A 19798-nucleotide genomic window follows, 5' to 3' on the forward strand; every position below is an offset into this window, starting at 1 on the left:
TCCTAATACAATAATCTTTATCAATCTTTCTTATCATTCTGATTTATTTCACTTTTTTTCTTAAGGACATCTATTGCATTCTTTACTACTGGAGGCAAATCAATCCCGGTCTGCCCCACTTTTTCTACAATAGATAGACACTCATTTGCCATAAACCCTATCATAACTGCATTTCTTAAAAATCCACTGGAGCCTAAAACTATATCTATCTGATTTACCATGATAATAATCAATAAAATGAGAACTTTCCTTGCTAACCCTACCTTATTTTGGGCTTCTCTTTTTTCTGTTTCAAAAGAATTCTTAATCACAAAAGTTACTATTAAACTACATATATAATCAATAATCATACAGCAAATTAATGCAATTAGAATACTATTGTACCCACCTAAGATTAAACCTAATTCTTCTCCAACCGCTATAATTGTTATAAGAATACCATTTTTAAGATTGATTATCCTATCCATCTTACGCCTCCTTTCATGTAATAAAAATTAATCAAATATCTTTGGTCAAATAAAACTATATGCCTTCTCATTATTTATTTCATTCCTCCTACCCTAATTAATCTTTTTAAATAAACGATTCCTTTGTTTCTTTTTACGTAACTAAGTAGTAAAAAAAATACTTATTCAATCAATAGACTAAGCATTCTTATCACTTTCCTCTTGCACTTTTGTATAACAATATTCATCACCACATAATAAAGTTACGTATTCCGTAACAAGATATTATCACAGTCACTTTTTATTGTCAATGCATTTTACGTAACTTTTTTAAGCGTTTTCGCATAATTTGTTGCGTATCAAGTAAATTATGTTATAATTAAGATAGCTTAAATTTGTGAGGTAGTAAGAATGGATATGAATGAAAAAATTAAACTGAGACGTGAAGAGTTAGGACTTACACTACAAGAAGTTGGTGAATATCTGGGTGTTTCAAAGGCTACTGTTCAAAGATATGAAAGTGGCGAAATAAAAAATCTTAAACTTGATTCAATTGAGAAGCTAGCCGAAATATTAAAAGTTTCACCTACATATTTAATGGGTTGGGAAGAACAAAGAAAACCAAATAAATTAGAAACCCTAGCTGCACACTTTGATGGTGATGATTTTACTAAAGACGACTTAGATGATATAGAGAATTTTATAAAATATATTAAATCAAAGAAAAAGCAATAACTTTCACTATAAGGGGGAGGAGAATGACTTACGAGAGTTTAGAGAATGAGATATATGATGAGGGTGTAGAGATTATACAAATGAAATTCAAGGGAAATCTTAAAGCCCTCTATGGAAATAATACTATAGCTATTGATTCCAGAATTGAAACTTCAAGTGAAAAAGCTTGTATTCTGGCTGAAGAACTAGGACATTACCACAAAACTGTTGGTAATATATTAGATAAAACAAAAATTGAAAATGTTAAGCAAGAGAAAATTGCCCGTAACTGGGGATATGAAAGACTTATTAGTTTATTAGATATTATCAAAGCATTTAATGCTGGAACAAGAAATCTTTATGAAATGTCTGAATACTTAAATGTTACAGAAACATTCTTAAATGAAACTATTACCCATTACCGCGAAAAATATGGTCTTATGTTCGAGATTGAAGAGTATCTTATCTATTTTGAACCAAGACTTATCATAATAAAAAAATTTTAGTACCAGTTGATTTAATAGTTGCAACTGGATAATTTATACCCATTAAAAGAACATACATTCGTATAGCCATTGTGATTAAAAAGCACTCACTAATAGATATTTCTCTTAGTGAGTGCTTATTTTTACTTCATTATTTTACATATATTATTTGTAAATTCTACTGGATCACTTATAGATAACCCTTCTATAAGCAATGCTTGATTATACAATATATCTGTATAGAGATTGAACTTGTCTTTATCTGATTTGAATGCTTCTTTAAGTGATTCAAACACTGGATGATTGATATTTATTTCCAATATCTTATCTGCCTTAATATTTTGATTATCAGGCATAGAATTAAGTATCTTTTCCATTTCTATTGAAACTTCACCGTCGTTAGCTAAGCATACAGGGTGATTTTTCAATCTTTTTGATGCTCTTACATCTTTAACTTTATTTAATAAGTTATTTTTCATATTTTCAAATAAATCTTTATTTTCATTTTTATTAGTATCTGAAGTTTCATCATTTTCATCTGATTCGATTCCTAAATCACCACTAGATACAGATTTGAATTGTTTATCCTTATAATTCATTATTGTTTTTATAGCAAATTCATCTATATCATCAGTAAAGTATAGTATCTCGTATCCTTTATCAAGAAGAAGTTCTGTTTGAGGTAGCTTTTCTATTCTCTCAATAGATTCTCCAGCAGCATAATAAATATATTTTTGTTCTTCAGTCATTCTTGAAACATACTCACCTAAGGTTACCATCTTTTTCTCTTTCGAAGAATAGAACATTAATATATCTTGCAGTACCTCTTTATTGGCCCCGAAATCACTATAAATACCATATTTCAGTTGTCTTCCAAAGGATTTATAGAATTCCTCGTACTTATCTCTTTCATTTTTTAATATACTTTCTAACTCATTTTTTATTTTTGTTTTAATATTCTTAGCTATAAGTTTAAGTTGTCTGTCATGCTGCAGAATTTCTCTAGAAATATTAAGTGATAAATCTTCTGAATCAACTATACCTTTTACAAACCCAAAGTAATCCGGTAATAAATCAGGGCATTTATTCATAATCATTACCCCATTTGAATATAGTTCTAAGCCCTTTTCATATTCCTTAGTATAGAAATCAAATGGTGTTCTTTCTGGGATAAATAGAATTGCATTATAACTTACAACTCCATCAACGCTTATATGAATATGCTTTATAGGCTTATCAAATCCATAGTGCTTTTCAGAATAAAAGTTATCATAATCTTCTTTAGTTAATTCATTCTTATTTTTTCTCCATATAGGAACCATACTATTAATTGTTTGTTCTTCTATGATGTCTTCATATTCATTTTCACTGCCTTCTTTAAGTCTGCTACTACTTGTATTCATCTTAATTGGATATCTTATAAAATCGGAATATTTTTTTATTATGTTCTTTATTCTATATTCATCTAAATATTCATCAAAGCTTTCGTCTTCTGTATTTTCTTTTATTTTAAGTATTATCTCAGTACCGAATGATTCTTTTTCACATTTCTCTATGATATATCCTTCTACACCCTTAGATTGCCACTTATATGCCTCATCACTTCCAACTGCTCTACTTATAACTGTAACATCATCTGATACTAAAAATGCAGAATAAAAACCTACGCCAAATTGTCCTATTATATCATATCCATCTTTTAATTCTGTTTCTTTTTTGAATTTTAATGATCCACTTTTAGCAATTACACCAAGGTTATCATCAAGTTCCTCTTTAGTCATTCCTATGCCAGTGTCTATAATTCTAAGTATTCTATTTTCCTTATCTAGAGCTATCTTGATATAATAATTGTCTTTTTCAAAGCTTAAGGAATCATCCGTTAATGCTTTGTAATAAATCTTATCAATAGCATCACTTGCATTTGAAATAAGTTCCCTTAAAAAAATCTCCCTATGGGTGTAGATCGAGTTGATCATTAGATCTAATAATCTTTTAGATTCTGCTTTAAATTGTTTTGTTTCCAAGTAAATCTCTCCCTTCAAAATTAAAACAATCTTTATTATTAGCACTCTCTATATCAGAGTGCTAACCCATAACTTTTATATACCACTTTTAAAAACCAATGTCAATATATGTATAAAATGAAAGCCATAGAATATTAAATTTCTATGGCTTTAAACAGTTTGAATTAATTTAGTTTTAATTTCTTTTAATGAGCTTAATTTCTCAATTTCCTCTTCTTTAATAGGCTTACTAATAAGATATCCTTGTATATAGTCGCATTTAAGACTCTCTAAATGATTTATTTGAATTTCTTCTTCTATTCCTTCTGCTACAACTAATATTCCTAAGTTATGTGCTAACTCTATAATCCCACCAATAATCTCTAAGTTTTTATCTTCATTTAGTAAATCATCTATAAATGATTTATCTATTTTTAAAACATCTATAGGCAATCTTCTTAAATAGCTTAAAGATGAATATCCTGTTCCGAAATCATCTAATGATATTTGTATATTCATTTCTCTAAGTTTCTCTAATACATTAATAGTATTTTCAATTGAACTAATTAATATTGATTCTGTTACTTCTATTTCAAGTAACCTAGGGTCTAAATCTGCATCTTTTAATGCAGATTCAATAACTTCTATTATGTTAGTTGCTTCAAGCTGCTTTACTGAAAAATTTAGTGAAAGTATTATGTCTTTATTATATGTACCTTGAATATTTTTAAAACTTTTGCAAGCTGTTCTTATAATCCACTCTCCTAAAGGTACTATTATTCCTAGCTCTTCTGCAACTGGTATAAATTCACTTGGACTTACCATTCCCAGTTCAGGTGATTCCCAGCGCACCAAAGCTTCAAACCCTCTTATTTTATGTTCGCTAAGACTATATATTGGCTGAAAGACCAAAAAGAACTCATTCTTATGTAGTGCTGATTTTAATTTTGTTTCAAAATTTATTTTATCTAATAACTCTTTCTTCATTGTATCTTTAAAAAATTGTATTTTATTCTTTCCAAGCTCTTTTGCCTTATACATTGCAGTATCAGCATTTCTCATTAATTCCACTTGTTCAGTTCCATCACTTGGGAAAGCCGCTACACCAAAGCTTGCACTAGATTTTATTTCATTATTTCCAATTATAAATGACTCTGAAAATTCTTTTCTGATATTTTCCACATATAAGTACGCTTCTTTTTCATTTAAATTCCTTTGAATTATTAAAGCAAACTCATCTCCTCCAAGTCTTCCTATTAAATCTTCCTCATTAATAGATTTTTTAAGACGATTTGCTGCTAATTTTATAAACATATCACCTACATGATGTCCCATTGTATCATTTATTTTTTTAAATGAATCAATATCTATGAAAATTACATAAAAAGAAGCTAAAGTATTCTGAAATGTTTCTATAAGTTCATTAATCTTGTCCATAATTGTCTTTCTATTTGGCAATTCAGTTACCATATCAAAATGAGCCATTCGATATAACTTTTCCTCATTAAGCTTTAGTTTATTGTTTTTATCATTTAATTCGTTGTATCTAGAACTGAGTTCCGCATGAGTAACAGCAATATCATCATACATTTTCTCTAGTTCTTCCCTTTGCTTTACTTCTGTCATATACATTTTATTTATTCTATCATAATGTGCCTGATTGATTAGATGTACGACTGGCGCTATAACTAAAATTAAAGCAAATAATATTATTTGAACTATTATATATGTCACACCAAATTCAAAAGGTGTGTTCGAAAGTACTAAAGAATAATACATACATACCAAAAATGTTGAAATAATAGAATAGTTTAGCATAACTCTTGTAATTCTAAGTGATGATATAATTATATTTATAAATGCTATAGTCCATATAGCTGGTCCAATATATTTATAAATTCTTATGGCTATAAAAATTAACACCAGTGAAAACAATAGTGATATCCAATGAGTAATAATTCTAGTTTTTATCTTTAAATATTGTGTAATAATGAAGCAAAAGCATAATACTAATAATATTATACTGTCTACTACAGCACTTTTTAGTTCATGATGAAGTATATAATTAGTTATTGCGCCAATTAGTAATACAGGTATCCCATAGTAGCAACCTATATAGTTCTCCATTCTCTCTATGGTATTCATATCATTTGATTCATTTATTACTTTTATTATGCCTGGAATAGTTTTAGGTACTTTTTTCTTTTTCACGTCTTCACCTCAAAAGAAACAATTTTATTTATAAAAGTAAAATCTTAAAGTTTGTCCGTATATTTTTTACAAATATTATTATACCTTATTTCACCAATGTATAGAAATATTTATCCATAAATAACAATTATTTAACGCTATAATACAATTAAATATATAAAAAAACATTCATCTTATTAATAAGATAAATGTTTACATTAAGCTAAAATTCTATAAATTAGCTTATGGATCTTTATTTACTTAACTTCATAACTGTCTCACAATGAGGTGTGTGTTGAATATTTCTACCAAGTTTTCACTTAGTGTACTTTATTATTTACTTTTATTTATCCCTAATATAAGAACTAATTTAATTATTTTACTCTCCGCTCATTCAACAAATTATCAATTCCATTAATAGTATTTAACTACATTCCAATCATAAATAGCGCAATTCAAATTGCATTATTGTTAGCATTTCATAAAAAAGATTGTTATAATAACATATATTTTAATTTCATGTTATATACCTTAATTAAACTTAATAAAATTATATAATCATTACGCTATATTTTTATTACATCCTTTAAGAATATCGCGAAGCAAAATTCTATTATACAGTAGCTTTATTATATACTAAGACAGGTAATTATTGTACTTGTCTTCTAAAAACATAACTTGATTTAGTATATCCCATCTTATCTTCATAAAATCTATGTGCATCAACTCTTGAAAAGCCAGAAGAAAGTGCTACTATCCCACATCCATTTTCCTTACCCCATGTTTGTACATGTAATAAAAGTTTTTCCCCATATCCTTTTGACCTTTTACTTTCATCGGTGATTAAGTCATAAACCCAGATATGTTTTCCATAATATAAGTTTGTAAGCTGGATTACACCTGTAACTGCAACAATTTTTCCTTTTTCAAGTAGGGCAAACATTTTATATCCTTCCTTGTGCATCTCTTTTATAAGTTGTAAATATTTTTTCTCATCTAAATCAGTTAGTAATTGTTTCATTACTAAAAAAGCATCTGTCCACTGCTCCTCTTCTGTTAATTCTTTAATTGTTATTAAGTCCTCGATCATTTTATTCCTCCATTTATTTAATTTTAATGTTTAATTTATAATTTTAAACTGATATTATTAAAAATATCGATTTTTACATTTCTTATGGTACCAGTCGTAAAAGGTTTATATGTGTACATTTTCAAATTCTTTAATTACTTAAATTAGAATATGCTATATTTTTATTTTAGGTTTCCTACAATATTTACTTTTAATTGCATGACGCAGATTCCCCTACTATCCTAGTAAAGTTGAAAATATTAAAAATGAATAACATAAAAGAGTACTTCTTTAGCTATTTCACTAATATAAAGTACTCTTTTCAAAAATTGAGTTATATTATAACTATATTGTTTGCTTAGCAGATGCAACTGTTATCTCTAATACTCTACTTAAAAAAGGGAACTTTTTCTTCACCATATCAAAGTCTGGACCCTCTTCAAGGAATTTTGCAGTTCCTTCTATTAAAAATCCTGCTCCTGGATGTTGATGTCCCATAACCTCTTTGCTACCTACAGTAACCTTAACTTTATTATTTGCTTCTATATTTTTTTGAGTTCTTCTCATGCCTCCTGCAGGTAATAATATCCTACCATCTTCAGTTACATTAAGAAATGAATGCCAGGTATTAACTACATGTGCCTCATTGTTACTACAAGATACTATAGCTACTACTCCTTCATGTGATATAACTTCAAGCAATTTTTCATTTAACATTTAAATTCCTCCTCTATAATTCTACAAATTTAGTTATTTTAATATTTTAAAAAAGTCGTAATCTGTGTACGTTGACTTTTCTATAAGACAATTATACAATCAATGTGTACTCATCAAAAGTGCCAATTCTTTTTATTTTATGGGATACAGTTTAAAAGGAGAGTGTTTTTTAATGATTGTTCTAAATAACGATTCAAGAGTTCCACTATATTTGCAAATTTATGAGCAGTTAAAAGAAGAGATAATTTCAGGAAAGCTTTCAGAAGGCACTAAGCTATATTCGACACGAACGCTTGCAACAACATTAAATGTCAGTAGAAATACAGTAGAAAGTGCTTATCTACAACTTTCTTCTGAAGGATATGTCACAAGTAAAGCAGGTAGCGGATTCGTAGTTGAAAAACTAGATAGTGTGTTAATCACTAAGTTAAAGAGAGATAACTCTGTCAATATTGAGAAGTATAAAAAAACTACATTACCTAAGATGGATACTGATAATAATTATAAGTATAATTTCAAATATGGAAAATTAAATGCTTCTGATTTTCCTTTGCGCTTATGGAGGAGGATATCAAATAAATGCTTGGCCTCTATAGATGCTGAGGTTATGACATCCTATACTAGCAGTAAAGGCGAAAAAGAATTACGAATAGAAATAATGGCTTATTTAAATAAGTCAAGGGGTGTATCATGTACCTCAGAACAGATCATTATTACTTCAGGCTTCGAGCAGTGTTTAAGTTTACTATGCCAGATGTTCCGAAACAATTTTTCTAAAGTTGCTTTAGAAGATCCTGGCTACATTGGTGCAAGAAAGATTTTTAACAATAACGGATATGATGTTGTTCCAATTAGCTTAGACAAGGATGGAATAAGTATTACCGAGTTGGAAAATAATTCTACAAAGATAGTGTATGTAACCCCCTCACATCAATTTCCGACAGGATCAGTGATGCCAATTCAAAAAAGATTACAATTATTGGATTGGGCTAGAAAAGAAAATGGAATTATAATTGAAGATGATTATGATAGTGAACTTCGTTACAATTCAAGGCCAATACCTTCAATACAAGGTATTGATTCAAATGGCTATGTTATATATATTGGTACTTTTTCAAAGTCTTTGTCCCCAAGCTTGCGATTGAATTATATGGTTTTACCCCAATCATTGCTAGAAATATATGATAATTTTTTTAGTAGCTACCAAACCTCTGTTCCAATAGTTGAACAAAAAATAATTCAACAATTTATGCATTTAGGACATTGGGATAGTCATCTGCGTAAAATATCTCTTCTGAACAAAAGAAGACATGATACGTTAATCAACGCTATTCATAAATTTATGGGAGGCAATGTTATAATTCACGGTAAAAATGCAGGTCTGCACATCTTACTAGAAGTAAATAATGGATTATCTGAAGAAGAGCTAATAGAAAAAGCTAAAGAATATGGTGTTTTAGTTTCTCCTGTATCTACATATTGGTTACGTAAAGATAAGTATACTAATAATATGGTTTTTCTTGGTTTCGGTGGTATGACTGACAGTGAGATTGCTGAAGGTATTAATTTACTTAGTAAAGCATGGTTTAGTAAGTAAATCCTATTCAAAAATTAAAATAGAGATTCTAAGTGCTGTCGCATTAGTGGATTAAAATCCATTGGCGATAGCTCATTCTTTAGTTGTATAAATTATTTACTAAATGAGATCTTCGCCTGATTATTAATTCTTTAAAAATAAGCACGCTTTATATAAATGAATTTAATAATATTGAGTGGCACATTTATAAATGCTGTATTCTTATCAATTAATAAAAGAAAATCTGATAGAATTTGTAAAAATGTCCTGTAATACTGTTACTATTCTCGAGAATGAGATATTATAAAAATTGCCAATGCTTTAATTCAGCGTCGGCAAAATGTTGACAAATCACTTATATTTATTTTAGCTATATTCCGAAAATGTGTCTATTGCTTAATAGGCTTTACTACTTTCTCACAATGAGGTGTGTTAGGAAACATATCCTTACAAAGTGTCTTTTCTATTTTATATCATGCTGCTGTTAACACTTTTAAATCCTCACCTAAAGACTTTGGATTGCAACTTACATATATTATGTCTTCTACATTAAAAGCTATAACATACTTCATTGCTGTAGGATGCACTCCACTTCTTGGTGAATCCAAAATTATTATATCTGGATTATCTTTCACTTCAGTTATTACCTTAGCAATATCTCCAGCTATAAATTCACAATTATTTAATCCATTTAATTTAGCATTTTCATTTGCTGCCTCAACAGCCTCTTCCATAAGTTCAATTCCTACTACCTTTTTAGCTTTTGGAGCTGTTATTTGCCCTATTATACCTGTACCACAATATAGATCAAATACAATCTTATTTTCTCCATATCCCATAAAATCTCTTACTATAGAATAAAGCTTTTCTGCTCCTTCTGTGTTAGTTTGGAAGAAAGAGAATGGTGATATCTTAAACTTTAAAAGAGAAAACAAACTAAGCACTTTTATTATTTATAATATTACTTAATATCTAATTCATTATACTTATTAAAAAATGGAGTTAATTTATCTATAATTTTCTTCATTCCATCTTGAATATCTGATTCTATATTTAAGGCTAAAACTGGCTCATGTAATGACAATCTTAGTAATAACCAACCATCACCATTTTCTTTATCGCAATTTATCTTTATTCCTTCATAATTTTTAGGTTCAATTAACCATCCATCTATATGTTCTGTATACTTTCTCAGGTCTTCTAGTATCATTTCTCCGTATTCTCTAAAATCTTCTCTTTCAATTTTTATTCTCATGTCTTTGCTTTCTTTAGGGTATTTTAGATTATCTATAAGGCTTGATATTTCTTTTCCTTCTTCTTTTAACTTAGCCATTTTTGCTAATATTTTAGCTATTAAATATGCTCCATCATCTAAGAAATAATTTTCTTTTAAAGCAGCATGACCTGATGTTTCAATTGCTAGACAGCTTTCTTTTCCTTCTTCGTTTAATCTTTTAGACTCATTTATAACATTCTTATATCCTCTTTTAAATCTATGGTGAACACCGCCTAAATTAGTTATAAATTCCGCAAGACCAGTAGATGTTACTGAATCAGTAACAATAATTGAATTTGGATTTTCATCAAGCACTATTGAAGATATTAATGCTATAAGGGCATTTTTATTTATTTCTTTACCATCTCTGCTCACTATAGCCGCTCTATCTACATCTGTATCAAAAATTATTCCAAGGTCTGCTTTGTTTTTAAGTACAGCTTCTTTAATAGATTCCATTGCTTCTTCATTTTCTGGATTAGGTATATGATTTGGAAAATTCCCATCTGGTTCGGTAAATTGGCTTCCTTCAGTGTCAGCACCTAATTTTTCTAAAACCTTATATGCAAAAAAACCACCGGCTCCATTTCCTGCATCTACAATTATTTTCTTCCCTTCTAATGGTCTTTCATAATTTTCAGATGAATTTACACTTTTTCTTACATTATCTACTAATATCCTCGAATAAACATCAATAAAATCTACTTCCTTAATTAATCCTTTAGTTGTAGAATTTTTTTCTATTGAACTAGAACATTCTATTATATCTACTATATCTTCCTTTTCACATCCACCTTCTTTAGTGAAAAACTTTAATCCATTATAATAATAAGGAAGATGACTTGCTGTTATCATTATAGATCCATCGCAAGAATAATCTTCTAAGATAGTAGTCATGAACATAGCAGGAGTTGTACACATTCCACAATCATAAACATTACAGCCAGAATCAACTAGAGCTTCTATTAAAGCTTTTTTTAATTCTTGGCCTGAAAGCCTCGAATCCATTCCAACTGCTACCATTATATTATTCTTATTTATACCCTTAACTTTTTTTAACCACTCTACAAAACCAAACCCCAAAACATTAACTAATTCAGGTGTAAGATTTTTTCTTCCCTCATGTTCAATTGCTATTCCTCTTATATCCGTTCCACTTTGTAATTTTTTAAGTTCGTGAAGCATAATAAAAACTCCCCTCTAAAATAAATTTTATATAAACTTAAGAATGATACGTCATTTATTCCAATATGTTTTATTAAAACAAATTTTAAAAATAGGAGAATATTACAAGTATTCTCCTATTGTTTTAATTAAATATAATAATTTATAGAGTATTGTTGATATTCATGATTTTTCTTAAAATGACTTTACTACATCAACTATATGTTCTGCGGTTAAATTATATTTTTCTAATAAAACTTCAGCACTTCCCGAGCTTCCGAATTCATCATTTATTCCAATTCTCTTCATTTTTACCGGACATTCCTCAATTAAAACTTCAGCAACTGCTGAACCTAATCCACCTATTATGCTATGTTCTTCAACAGTCACTACCTTACCTGTTTTCCTTGAAGCCTCAACAATTAAATCTTTATCAATTGGTTTTATAGTTGAAATATTTATAACAGTTGCATTGATTCCTTGCTCTTCTAATGTTTCAGCAGCTTGTATTGCTTTTGCTACCATTAACCCTGTTGCAATTATTGTTACATCATTACCTTCATTTAAAACTTCACCTTTTCCAATTTTAAATTGATAATTTTCATCATGAATATCTGGAGTTGCTGATCTTCCCAGTCTTATATATACTGGTCCATAATATTCTTTTGCTGCTAATATTGCCTGTCTTGCTTCTTCAGCATCAGATGGATTTATTACAACCATATGAGGTATAGTTCTCATTAAAGATATATCTTCATTACATTGATGACTTCCACCATCTTCCCCAACTGTTATTCCTGCATGAGTTGCTACCACTTTTACGTTTAAGTTAGGATAAGCTATTGAATTTCTAATTTGTTCAAATGCTCTTCCTGCTGCAAACATTGCAAATGTACTTGCAAATGGAATTTTTCCACATGTAGCAAGACCTGCAGCTGTTCCCATCATGTTACATTCTGCTATACCTAATTCTATATATCTTTCAGGTGCATATTTCTTAAATTCAATACTCTTTGTTGCTTTACCTAAATCTGATTCTAATACAACAACATTTTTGTCTTCTGCCAATTCTTTTAATATTTGTCCATATGCTTCTCTAGTTGCTACTCCCATTAGTTTTCGCCTCCTTCTAATTCAGCTAATGCTTTCTTTGTTTCTTCTTCATTTGGAGCTGTTCCATGCCATGCACAATTGTTTTCCATAAATGAAACACCTTTACCTTTTGCAGTATTACAAATTACAATTGTTGGTTTGCCTTTAGTAGCTATTGCTTCATCTATTGCGTTTTCTATTTCTTCAAAGCAGTGGCCATCTATAGTTAATACATTCCATCCAAATGCTTTAAACTTTTCGTCAATTGGGCTGATGCTCATTACTTCTTCATTTGATCCATCTATTTGTAAGCCATTTAAATCAAGGAATGCTGTTAAGTTATCAAGTTTGTAGTGAGATGAGCTCATTGCAGCTTCCCATATTTGTCCTTCTTGAACTTCTCCATCTCCAAGTACTACATAAACTCTATATGAACTGTTATCTAACTTTCCAGCTAGCGCCATACCATTTGCTGCTGATAATCCTTGACCAAGTGATCCTGTTGACATATCTACTCCAGGTACTTTTTTCATATCTGGATGTCCTTGTAATTTGGACCCATATTTTCTTAGTGTTATTAATTCTTCTTCTGGGAAGAATCCTCTTTCAGCTAGTGTTGCATATAATGCTGGTGCTGAATGACCTTTGGATAATACAAATCTATCTCTATCTGCTTTTTTGGGGTCCTTTGGATCTATGTTCATCTTTTCAAAATATAAAACTGCTAAGATATCTGCTATTGATAAAGATCCACCAGGATGCCCTGATTTTGCTGCTGATACAGCTTTAATAATGTTTACTCTTATGTTATTAGCTACATTTTTTAATTTGAATGTATTCACTAATATATACCTCCTAATATTAAATTTTGTATTTTTACTATATATCCTAAATATGCCTGGAATTAAGTAATATCTCCACCATTAATTAATGAAGCTCTTAATCTCTCATAAAATATTGTTCCAAATAATCTCTAACTTCTAATAAATCTTTAAAAATTTCTACATTCTCTGGTTTCGTAATAAGAAACTCTTCAGGATTTTTTAATAATGAATGCTTTCCTTTATGCGTTTGTATGTTAGATATGTCATCTGGAATTAGAAAAGGCGTAATATTTCCTTTCAAAGCAGCTTTAATACCTGCTACAGAATCTTCTAATACTAAAGCACGTTCAGGTGCAACATTTGCTTTTTCACAAGCCTTTAAAAATATTTCAGGATTTGGTTTTCCAGTAAGTACTTCATCTCCTGCTACAATGATATCAAATACCTCTGGCATATCTTCAATTTTAAAATAGTATTCTATTTTCTCTCGGCATGTGGAAGAAGCCAACGCTATTTTATAATGATTTTTCTTCAAAAATTCCAATAACTCAAGTAAACCTTTTTTCTTGTATACGCGTTTCTCATCACTTAGAATTTTTTCTCTATTTAAATTGATTTTATCTCGCCATTCAGATACAGGAGCATCCTCTCCGTATAATTCTTTCATTCCCTCGCGAATCTCGCGTTCTTTACGTCCAGTCAAATAGTAATATACGGAATGATTCACTGTAAAATCAAAATCTTTAGCACTCTCTAAATATGCACGATATGCTAGTTGTCCAGTATCAAACATTAACCCGTCCATATCAAATATAACTAATTCAAGTTTTTTCATAATTACATAATCCTCCTTACAAAAAAAAGCCGTGCCATATTGCACTAAGCTTTAATTTGATCTGCTAATGATTTTAACAAGTTGCTTGTCTTTTCTTTACCTTCCTCTTTAATCATTTTTTCAGATATAATAAAAGATCCGCCAACCGCTAAAATATTATCATTGCTAACATAATCCATAAAGTTATCTGCATTAACTCCTCCTGTTGGCAAGAATTTCACGTCATAGAATGGTCCACTTAATGCTTTAATTGCTTTTAAACCACCATAAATATCTGCTGGGAAATATTTTACAACATGAAGTCCATAACTAACGACCTTTTGAATATCAGTTGGAGTTGCTGTTCCAGGAAAAACTGGAACTTTGTTTTCAATGCAATATTCTATTATCTCTGGAATCACTGCTGGAGAAACTATAAAACTTGCTCCATTTTCAATTGCATTTTTAGCTTGTTCTAATGTACGTACAGTTCCTGCTCCAACAATCAACTTACCAGATTGTGAAAGTTTATTAATTGCTTCTAAAGCCAGATCGCTTCTAAATGTGACTTCTATAAAAGGTACATCATTCTGCAAAAGAATCTCTTCCAAATCATCTAAATACTTCAAGTCAGTAGCAGTATAAAGCGGTAATAACTTTATTTCTCCTAATTTTTTATATAAATCTACATTTACACTCATTATTTTTGCTCCAATCCATTTTCTTTTTGAGATTTTGTGATAGCTTCATACAATCCTCTTAAATATGTAAAACCTAAAGCACGATCATATAAACCATACCCGGGCATTGCTATTTCATCCCAAATTGAACGACCATGATCTGGACGGATGACACCATCAAAATTAACATCTATAAGTGCCTTCATAAGTTCATACATATCCAATGATCCATCAATACTCAAATGAGCAGATTCCCTAAACTTTTGTTTTCCCAAAAATTCAACATTTCTTAAATGTACAAATTGAATTCTATGTCCTAATTCATGTATGACTTTGACTAAATCCGTTTCTGGATTTGCTCCTAACGATCCTGTACAAAGTGTTACACCATTATAAGGGGAATCAATAATATTTATTATTCTTTTATAATCCTCTAAATTTTTTGTTACCCTTGGAAGATTAAAGATTTCCCATGGTGGATCATCCGGATGAATCCCCATTTTCACATCAACTTCCTCACAAACAGGAATAACTTTTTTTAGAAAGTATGCAAGATTGTCAAATAAATCTTCTTCTGTAATATTTTCATACATTTCCATCAAATCATTAAACTTTTTAAGACGTTCTTCTTCCCATCCAGGTAATTTAAACCCATTAGATTGGCTATTTATAAGCTGGAACATCTCACTCGCATCCATATGTTCTACAACAGACTGATCAAACAACAATGAATAACTACCATCTGGATTTTCATATTTTAAATTTGTCTTAGCCCATCCAAAAATCGGTTTAAAACTATAACATACTAAATGAATATCACATGCTGCTAAATTTCTAATTGTTTGAATATAGTTATCAATATAATGATCACAATCTTTTGTTCTTGCTTTAATTGCATCATGAACTGCAACACTTTCAATACCAAGTAACTCCAATCCTTCTTTTTCAATTGAAGCCTTAAATTCTTTAATTTCATCAATTTCCCAAACATCTCCAGGTAACTTATTTAATAAGGTCCCTACAACACCATCTGTTCCTGGAACTTGTCTAAAATGTTTTAAAGGAATAGAGTCTTTCGCTCCATACCATCTGAATCCCCACTTCATTTTATCCCTCCATCAAAAATCATCATCTTCGTCAACCTCATTATCATCTACATCAACAGGAACATGCCATGAGCTAATACATTCTTTTGCTTGTTCTGCTGCTGATTTTGCAACTATTTCAATTTGTGTCCCTAAAATTTGATGATTGATTATTTCCAATAACATTGGTAAGTTAACTCCACCAATAATATAAACCTTATCTTTTAGTTCTGGATCTAACTGATTTGTAACAAGGACTGATTGGTTATATGGGCTTGCACTCACTAAATCAACCAATACCACAACACCATCACCTTGATTTACTTCTAAAATAGCGTTATTTATCTTCTTACCAAGTTTCTCAACATCATCTCCTGCATTCAAGTTTACAGTATTTATATTTTCTGTATTTCCCATAATAACTTCAGCTGCGTCTTTGATACCATTGCTTAAAGTACCATGTGTGGCGATTACAATTCCTAACATAACTTAATCTCCTTTTATATTTTGATTTAACAATTCTATTGCTTGAGTAAAATGGTTATAATTTAAATTTTTCTTATTTAATTTTGACTTATCTAAATAAAACTCATTATTTTGATTCATATCCGCAGAAAATAAGTAATTGATTTTATCCTTAGGTGATACATATCGGAGTTTTTTAGATTCAGCAAGCTCTTCTTTAAATTGTGGACCCATTACATTTAAAGTGGCATCTGCTCCAATAGAATCTAAGTAATAAACCTTTGCATTCTTTTTTACAGAACTAATTAAGACATCTAATCCTCGTTCACCATAACAACCTTCATCAATAAATGCATAAGCCACTTTTTTTTGTTTTTGATTCTCTGTTAACATCTGTAGCAAGCAAAGTATTGAAGATGTATTTCTAATTAAATTTTTTCGATTCCACGTACCTTTTGATAACTTTGATAAAATTATAAAATACCCGCCATATATTAGTGCAAGACATACTGTTTGCACAGAAAATAAAACAAATGGTGCGGAAACCAATTTCATGTATAAAAGTGTTCCTAAAATACCCAATAAAGCCCAAATTAGAGATGCGTAAATACTAGCTTTTGTAGTTTGTTTTTCTTGTTTTTTTCGATCAAACAATACATAATCTCCTAAATGGGCTGGAGGTGTATCATAGTAAGTGCAAACGATTTGATCTGCCTTTTCAATATCTCCAACATACACATTTCGTGCACTGTCTTTTTTTTGATTCCTATATTCGATTACGGAAATATCTTTTCGCACTTGTGATATATCTGTTACAAGCGCCTTCAAAAATCTAGTTTTCTCATTATTGCTATTCCGTGAGCGATACATAAAGGAATACCTAGCTAATCTATCGTTAAAAATATCATCCATGATAAACCTCCAATTTTTATAATAGGGAAAATAATCATCTTTTATTTAAAAACAATTATTTAAATTTACTAACAACATCTTTCAACTCTGTTTTAGGAGCAGAAGGAGTGGCTTGGAAATAGATATTCTCTACTCCATATTTCTGTTTCATTTCTACTAATCTATCCACATCCTCTTTGTTCATATAAACAGATTTTGTAACTAGTAAATCTTTACTTGCATCTTTTTGTGCAATACCTCCGATATTCAACTCTTTCATTGGTATTCCATGCTTAACTAAGTCATACATAACCTTTACAGTTTTTGCTATCAAGATACAATTATAATCTTTGAACTGATATTCATCCCAATAAAATTTAGCTTTCTCTGGCGTAATTACTATTGTTTTTTGCCCAGTACGGCTACCTGCATTTTTATATAACTCTCTCATGAACTTGTCGTTTGCTACAACTTCATCCACTACAAAGATTGAATTTACCCCGCTCTTCTGTGAAAGAGTCACCATAACTTGCCCATGAATTAAACGTTCATCTACTCTTGCTAAATTTATAACACCCATTTTTCAAATCTCCTTTTTACTTTATAGAATTCCAACACCAGCTAAAACAATTAAAATTAATGTTAACAATAATAATGCTTTTGTAACTTTTAAACCTTTTTTATTGTAGAACCAATAAACTCCCATAACTACTGCCAACGGTAAAATACCTGGAACAATAGAATCTAAAATACTTTGGATAACGAATTTCTTTCCTGAAATTACAAAGTTTAAAGTTGAACTAACTTTTACATAGTTACCTGCTAAGATTCCCATCATATATATACCTAAAACAGATAAAGTATCGATTGCAGTTTGAACGCCTGTACTTGCCATCAATCCTGTTGCGTTACGTCCCATATTGAATGCTTGACGAGAAAAGAATATACCTAATAAGACCTGATAAATTGCAAAACAAACGAATGGGAACAACGCTCCTAATGCACTACCTTGCTGAGCCCAAGGAACAGCTATGGCAATAAATATATATTGTACAGTCCCTGAGTCAATTGCATCACCAATTCCGGCAAGTGCACCCATCAAACCAGCTTTTGTGTTATACATCAAATCGTCTTTCATTGTTATTTCTGATTTTTCATATTCTTCTTTTGCACGTTGTGATTCCATAGAAGCCATTAAACCAGTAATAACTCCACCACCCCAGGTTAACTGAGTATTGAAAAATAATAGTTGTCTTTTATAAGCAGCTTTTAATGCATCATCATCTTTGTATAGTTTTCTTAAAATTGGCATCATTGCATACAATAAAGAAGATGCAAGATATCTTTCAAATGAATGTGGAATTTCATTTGCAAGATGCCATCTTAAATATGCTTTAGTAACATCCTTTTTTGTAATCTCTTCTGGAGCTGCAACAGCTCTTTTTACATTTTCGCTCATTTTATCCTCCCCTTAAAACCCATCATCGTAATCATCTTCATCTAATATCTCTGTAGCCTTAGTAGTAGCTGCAATAGGAATATTCTTTCCTTTTTGAGACATGCTGAAAATTAAAGCTATCACTACACCAAACACAGCATAAGTTACCATTGTAATATTCAATGACTTTAATGAAACACTCATGAAATATGCCAATAAAAAGAATACTAAGTAATCTTTACGTCCAATTACATAAACTGTTGTGGCAATACCAATAGCAGCCAATCCACCACCAACAACATCAAGGATGTGAATAACATACGTTCCTTTCAAAGCATTGATTACATCTGCAATCATTGGTGCCCCAAAATATAAGGCTACAAATACCAATGGTACAAATAGAAGAAATGATGCAACTGTAGGTAAAACAATGATTGAACGTTTAATAGCTCCATCATTTAAATCTTCTACAGCTTTATCTGTATATTTACCTAAGAATGTATTGATAAAAAAACGGAATTGATATAAATAACTTCCTAACAAACCAACTGGTACGGCCACAGCAATAGCTGCTTCAGGCTTTAAATTTCCTAATAAAGCAACTGGTACTGCAATAGCTGCTGCAATAGATGGTTCTGATGGCATGGATCCTCCTGGAGAGAAAACACCCATGTAAATCAATTGTAACGCTGCTGTAACAATCATTGCCTGGCCGACATTTCCCATAACAATACCAACAATCAAACCAGTCATTAATGGTGAAAATCGAAGCGTTAATGTAGCTCCTCCACCTAGCCATCTTGACATAACCGCTCCAACCCATAAAGCGATTAAAAAACTCTGTAATACACTTAAAGTTTCCATTACTC

19 protein-coding genes and 1 pseudogene are annotated in these 19798 nt (G+C 30.3%); 3 read left to right on the forward strand and 17 right to left on the reverse strand.

The features are described 5' to 3' along the window. Window positions 1–20 precede the first annotated feature (20 nt). Window positions 21–467: a phage holin family protein gene (locus PTZ02_RS11140; protein WP_274227855.1), complete on the reverse strand. Its 447-nt coding sequence runs from the start codon at window positions 465–467 to the stop codon at window positions 21–23. A 390-nt stretch (window positions 468–857) separates the two neighbouring features. On the opposite strand from PTZ02_RS11140, the gene PTZ02_RS11145 reads away from it, so the two are divergent. Beyond that, window positions 858–1181 (forward strand): helix-turn-helix domain-containing protein, encoded by a 324-nt coding sequence (locus PTZ02_RS11145; RefSeq protein WP_274227856.1) that lies wholly within the window; start codon window positions 858–860, stop codon window positions 1179–1181. A gap of 23 nt (window positions 1182–1204) precedes the next feature. Continuing rightward, entirely contained in the window at window positions 1205–1666 is a 462-nt protein-coding gene (locus PTZ02_RS11150; protein WP_274227857.1) for an ImmA/IrrE family metallo-endopeptidase, read from the forward strand. 122 nt (window positions 1667–1788) lie between these two features. Here PTZ02_RS11150 and htpG read toward each other — a convergent pair whose 3' ends face one another. The 4 genes from htpG to PTZ02_RS11170 all read right to left on the reverse strand — a co-directional run bounded on the left by htpG (window position 1789) and on the right by PTZ02_RS11170 (window position 7624). Beyond that, the gene (htpG, locus tag PTZ02_RS11155; RefSeq protein ID WP_274227858.1) at window positions 1789–3669 is read right to left on the reverse strand and encodes a molecular chaperone HtpG; all 1881 of its coding nucleotides are present in this window, start codon (window positions 3667–3669) and stop codon (window positions 1789–1791) included. A gap of 150 nt (window positions 3670–3819) precedes the next feature. Then, complete coding sequence (locus PTZ02_RS11160; protein WP_274227859.1) at window positions 3820–5859, reverse strand: putative bifunctional diguanylate cyclase/phosphodiesterase; 2040 nt, start codon at window positions 5857–5859, stop codon at window positions 3820–3822. Between the two features lie 628 nt (window positions 5860–6487). Next, window positions 6488–6928 (reverse strand): GNAT family N-acetyltransferase, encoded by a 441-nt coding sequence (locus PTZ02_RS11165; protein WP_274227860.1) that lies wholly within the window; start codon window positions 6926–6928, stop codon window positions 6488–6490. Window positions 6929–7252: 324 nt separating this feature from the next. Beyond that, complete coding sequence (locus tag PTZ02_RS11170) at window positions 7253–7624, reverse strand: pyridoxamine 5'-phosphate oxidase family protein (RefSeq protein ID WP_274227861.1); 372 nt, start codon at window positions 7622–7624, stop codon at window positions 7253–7255. Between the two features lie 172 nt (window positions 7625–7796). Here PTZ02_RS11170 and pdxR point away from each other — a divergent pair, with 172 nt between their 5' ends. Then, window positions 7797–9221: a MocR-like pyridoxine biosynthesis transcription factor PdxR gene (gene pdxR, locus PTZ02_RS11175; protein WP_274227862.1), complete on the forward strand. Its 1425-nt coding sequence runs from the start codon at window positions 7797–7799 to the stop codon at window positions 9219–9221. A gap of 368 nt (window positions 9222–9589) precedes the next feature. Here pdxR and PTZ02_RS11180 read toward each other — a convergent pair. The 12 genes and pseudogenes from PTZ02_RS11180 to PTZ02_RS11235 form a co-directional block, all read right to left on the reverse strand. Further along, window positions 9590–10123, reverse strand: a pseudogene (locus PTZ02_RS11180) (class I SAM-dependent RNA methyltransferase); the annotation flags it as partial. 38 nt (window positions 10124–10161) lie between these two features. After that, the gene (locus PTZ02_RS11185) at window positions 10162–11661 is read right to left on the reverse strand and encodes a phosphomannomutase/phosphoglucomutase (RefSeq protein ID WP_274227863.1); all 1500 of its coding nucleotides are present in this window, start codon (window positions 11659–11661) and stop codon (window positions 10162–10164) included. 174 nt (window positions 11662–11835) lie between these two features. Further along, on the reverse strand, window positions 11836–12753 hold the full coding sequence (locus PTZ02_RS11190; RefSeq protein WP_274227864.1) for a transketolase family protein: 918 nt from the start codon (window positions 12751–12753) through the stop codon (window positions 11836–11838). Continuing rightward, the gene (locus PTZ02_RS11195; protein ID WP_274227865.1) at window positions 12753–13574 is read right to left on the reverse strand and encodes a transketolase; all 822 of its coding nucleotides are present in this window, start codon (window positions 13572–13574) and stop codon (window positions 12753–12755) included. Before PTZ02_RS11195 ends, PTZ02_RS11190 begins: the two co-directional genes overlap by 1 nt. 97 nt (window positions 13575–13671) lie before the next feature. After that, window positions 13672–14391: an HAD family hydrolase gene (locus PTZ02_RS11200; RefSeq protein WP_274227866.1), complete on the reverse strand. Its 720-nt coding sequence runs from the start codon at window positions 14389–14391 to the stop codon at window positions 13672–13674. 44 nt (window positions 14392–14435) lie between these two features. Next, window positions 14436–15071, reverse strand: a complete 636-nt coding sequence (locus PTZ02_RS11205; protein WP_274227867.1) for a bifunctional 4-hydroxy-2-oxoglutarate aldolase/2-dehydro-3-deoxy-phosphogluconate aldolase — start codon at window positions 15069–15071, stop codon at window positions 14436–14438. Then, window positions 15071–16156 (reverse strand): mannonate dehydratase, encoded by a 1086-nt coding sequence (gene uxuA / locus PTZ02_RS11210; protein ID WP_274227868.1) that lies wholly within the window; start codon window positions 16154–16156, stop codon window positions 15071–15073. Before uxuA ends, PTZ02_RS11205 begins: the two co-directional genes overlap by 1 nt. A 12-nt stretch (window positions 16157–16168) precedes the next feature. Then, the gene (locus tag PTZ02_RS11215; protein ID WP_274227869.1) at window positions 16169–16621 is read right to left on the reverse strand and encodes a PTS sugar transporter subunit IIA; all 453 of its coding nucleotides are present in this window, start codon (window positions 16619–16621) and stop codon (window positions 16169–16171) included. A 3-nt stretch (window positions 16622–16624) separates the two neighbouring features. Next, entirely contained in the window at window positions 16625–17512 is an 888-nt protein-coding gene (locus tag PTZ02_RS11220; RefSeq protein ID WP_274227870.1) for a hypothetical protein, read from the reverse strand. A gap of 55 nt (window positions 17513–17567) precedes the next feature. Beyond that, complete coding sequence (locus PTZ02_RS11225) at window positions 17568–18071, reverse strand: PTS system mannose/fructose/N-acetylgalactosamine-transporter subunit IIB (RefSeq protein WP_274227871.1); 504 nt, start codon at window positions 18069–18071, stop codon at window positions 17568–17570. Between the two features lie 21 nt (window positions 18072–18092). After that, window positions 18093–18950 carry a PTS system mannose/fructose/sorbose family transporter subunit IID gene (locus PTZ02_RS11230; RefSeq protein WP_274227872.1) on the reverse strand — a complete coding sequence of 286 codons (858 nt, stop codon included), beginning with the start codon at window positions 18948–18950 and terminating at the stop codon, window positions 18093–18095. A 12-nt stretch (window positions 18951–18962) separates the two neighbouring features. After that, window positions 18963–19793, reverse strand: a complete 831-nt coding sequence (locus PTZ02_RS11235; RefSeq protein ID WP_274227873.1) for a PTS mannose/fructose/sorbose/N-acetylgalactosamine transporter subunit IIC — start codon at window positions 19791–19793, stop codon at window positions 18963–18965. Window positions 19794–19798 lie beyond the last annotated feature (5 nt).

Source organism: Clostridium sp. 'White wine YQ' (genome assembly GCF_028728205.1).
Lineage (GTDB): Bacteria > Bacillota > Clostridia > Clostridiales > Clostridiaceae > Clostridium_T.

Excerpts from the sequence above, each read along its gene's own strand:
- PTZ02_RS11140 (WP_274227855.1), bottom strand. The coding sequence starts at position 467 with ATGGATAGGATAATCAATCTTAAAAATGGTATTCTTATAACAATTATA.
- PTZ02_RS11145 (WP_274227856.1), top strand. The coding sequence starts at position 858 with ATGGATATGAATGAAAAAATTAAACTGAGACGTGAAGAGTTAGGACTT.
- PTZ02_RS11150 (WP_274227857.1), top strand. The coding sequence starts at position 1,205 with ATGACTTACGAGAGTTTAGAGAATGAGATATATGATGAGGGTGTAGAG.
- PTZ02_RS11165 (WP_274227860.1), bottom strand. The coding sequence starts at position 6,928 with ATGATCGAGGACTTAATAACAATTAAAGAATTAACAGAAGAGGAGCAG.
- PTZ02_RS11170 (WP_274227861.1), bottom strand. The coding sequence starts at position 7,624 with ATGTTAAATGAAAAATTGCTTGAAGTTATATCACATGAAGGAGTAGTA.
- pdxR (WP_274227862.1), top strand. The coding sequence starts at position 7,797 with ATGATTGTTCTAAATAACGATTCAAGAGTTCCACTATATTTGCAAATT.
- PTZ02_RS11185 (WP_274227863.1), bottom strand. The coding sequence starts at position 11,661 with ATGCTTCACGAACTTAAAAAATTACAAAGTGGAACGGATATAAGAGGA.
- PTZ02_RS11190 (WP_274227864.1), bottom strand. The coding sequence starts at position 12,753 with ATGGGAGTAGCAACTAGAGAAGCATATGGACAAATATTAAAAGAATTG.
- PTZ02_RS11200 (WP_274227866.1), bottom strand. The coding sequence starts at position 14,391 with ATGAAAAAACTTGAATTAGTTATATTTGATATGGACGGGTTAATGTTT.
- PTZ02_RS11205 (WP_274227867.1), bottom strand. The coding sequence starts at position 15,071 with ATGAGTGTAAATGTAGATTTATATAAAAAATTAGGAGAAATAAAGTTA.
- uxuA (WP_274227868.1), bottom strand. The coding sequence starts at position 16,156 with ATGAAGTGGGGATTCAGATGGTATGGAGCGAAAGACTCTATTCCTTTA.
- PTZ02_RS11215 (WP_274227869.1), bottom strand. The coding sequence starts at position 16,621 with ATGTTAGGAATTGTAATCGCCACACATGGTACTTTAAGCAATGGTATC.
- PTZ02_RS11220 (WP_274227870.1), bottom strand. The coding sequence starts at position 17,512 with ATGGATGATATTTTTAACGATAGATTAGCTAGGTATTCCTTTATGTAT.
- PTZ02_RS11225 (WP_274227871.1), bottom strand. The coding sequence starts at position 18,071 with ATGGGTGTTATAAATTTAGCAAGAGTAGATGAACGTTTAATTCATGGG.
- PTZ02_RS11230 (WP_274227872.1), bottom strand. The coding sequence starts at position 18,950 with ATGAGCGAAAATGTAAAAAGAGCTGTTGCAGCTCCAGAAGAGATTACA.
- PTZ02_RS11235 (WP_274227873.1), bottom strand. The coding sequence starts at position 19,793 with ATGGAAACTTTAAGTGTATTACAGAGTTTTTTAATCGCTTTATGGGTT.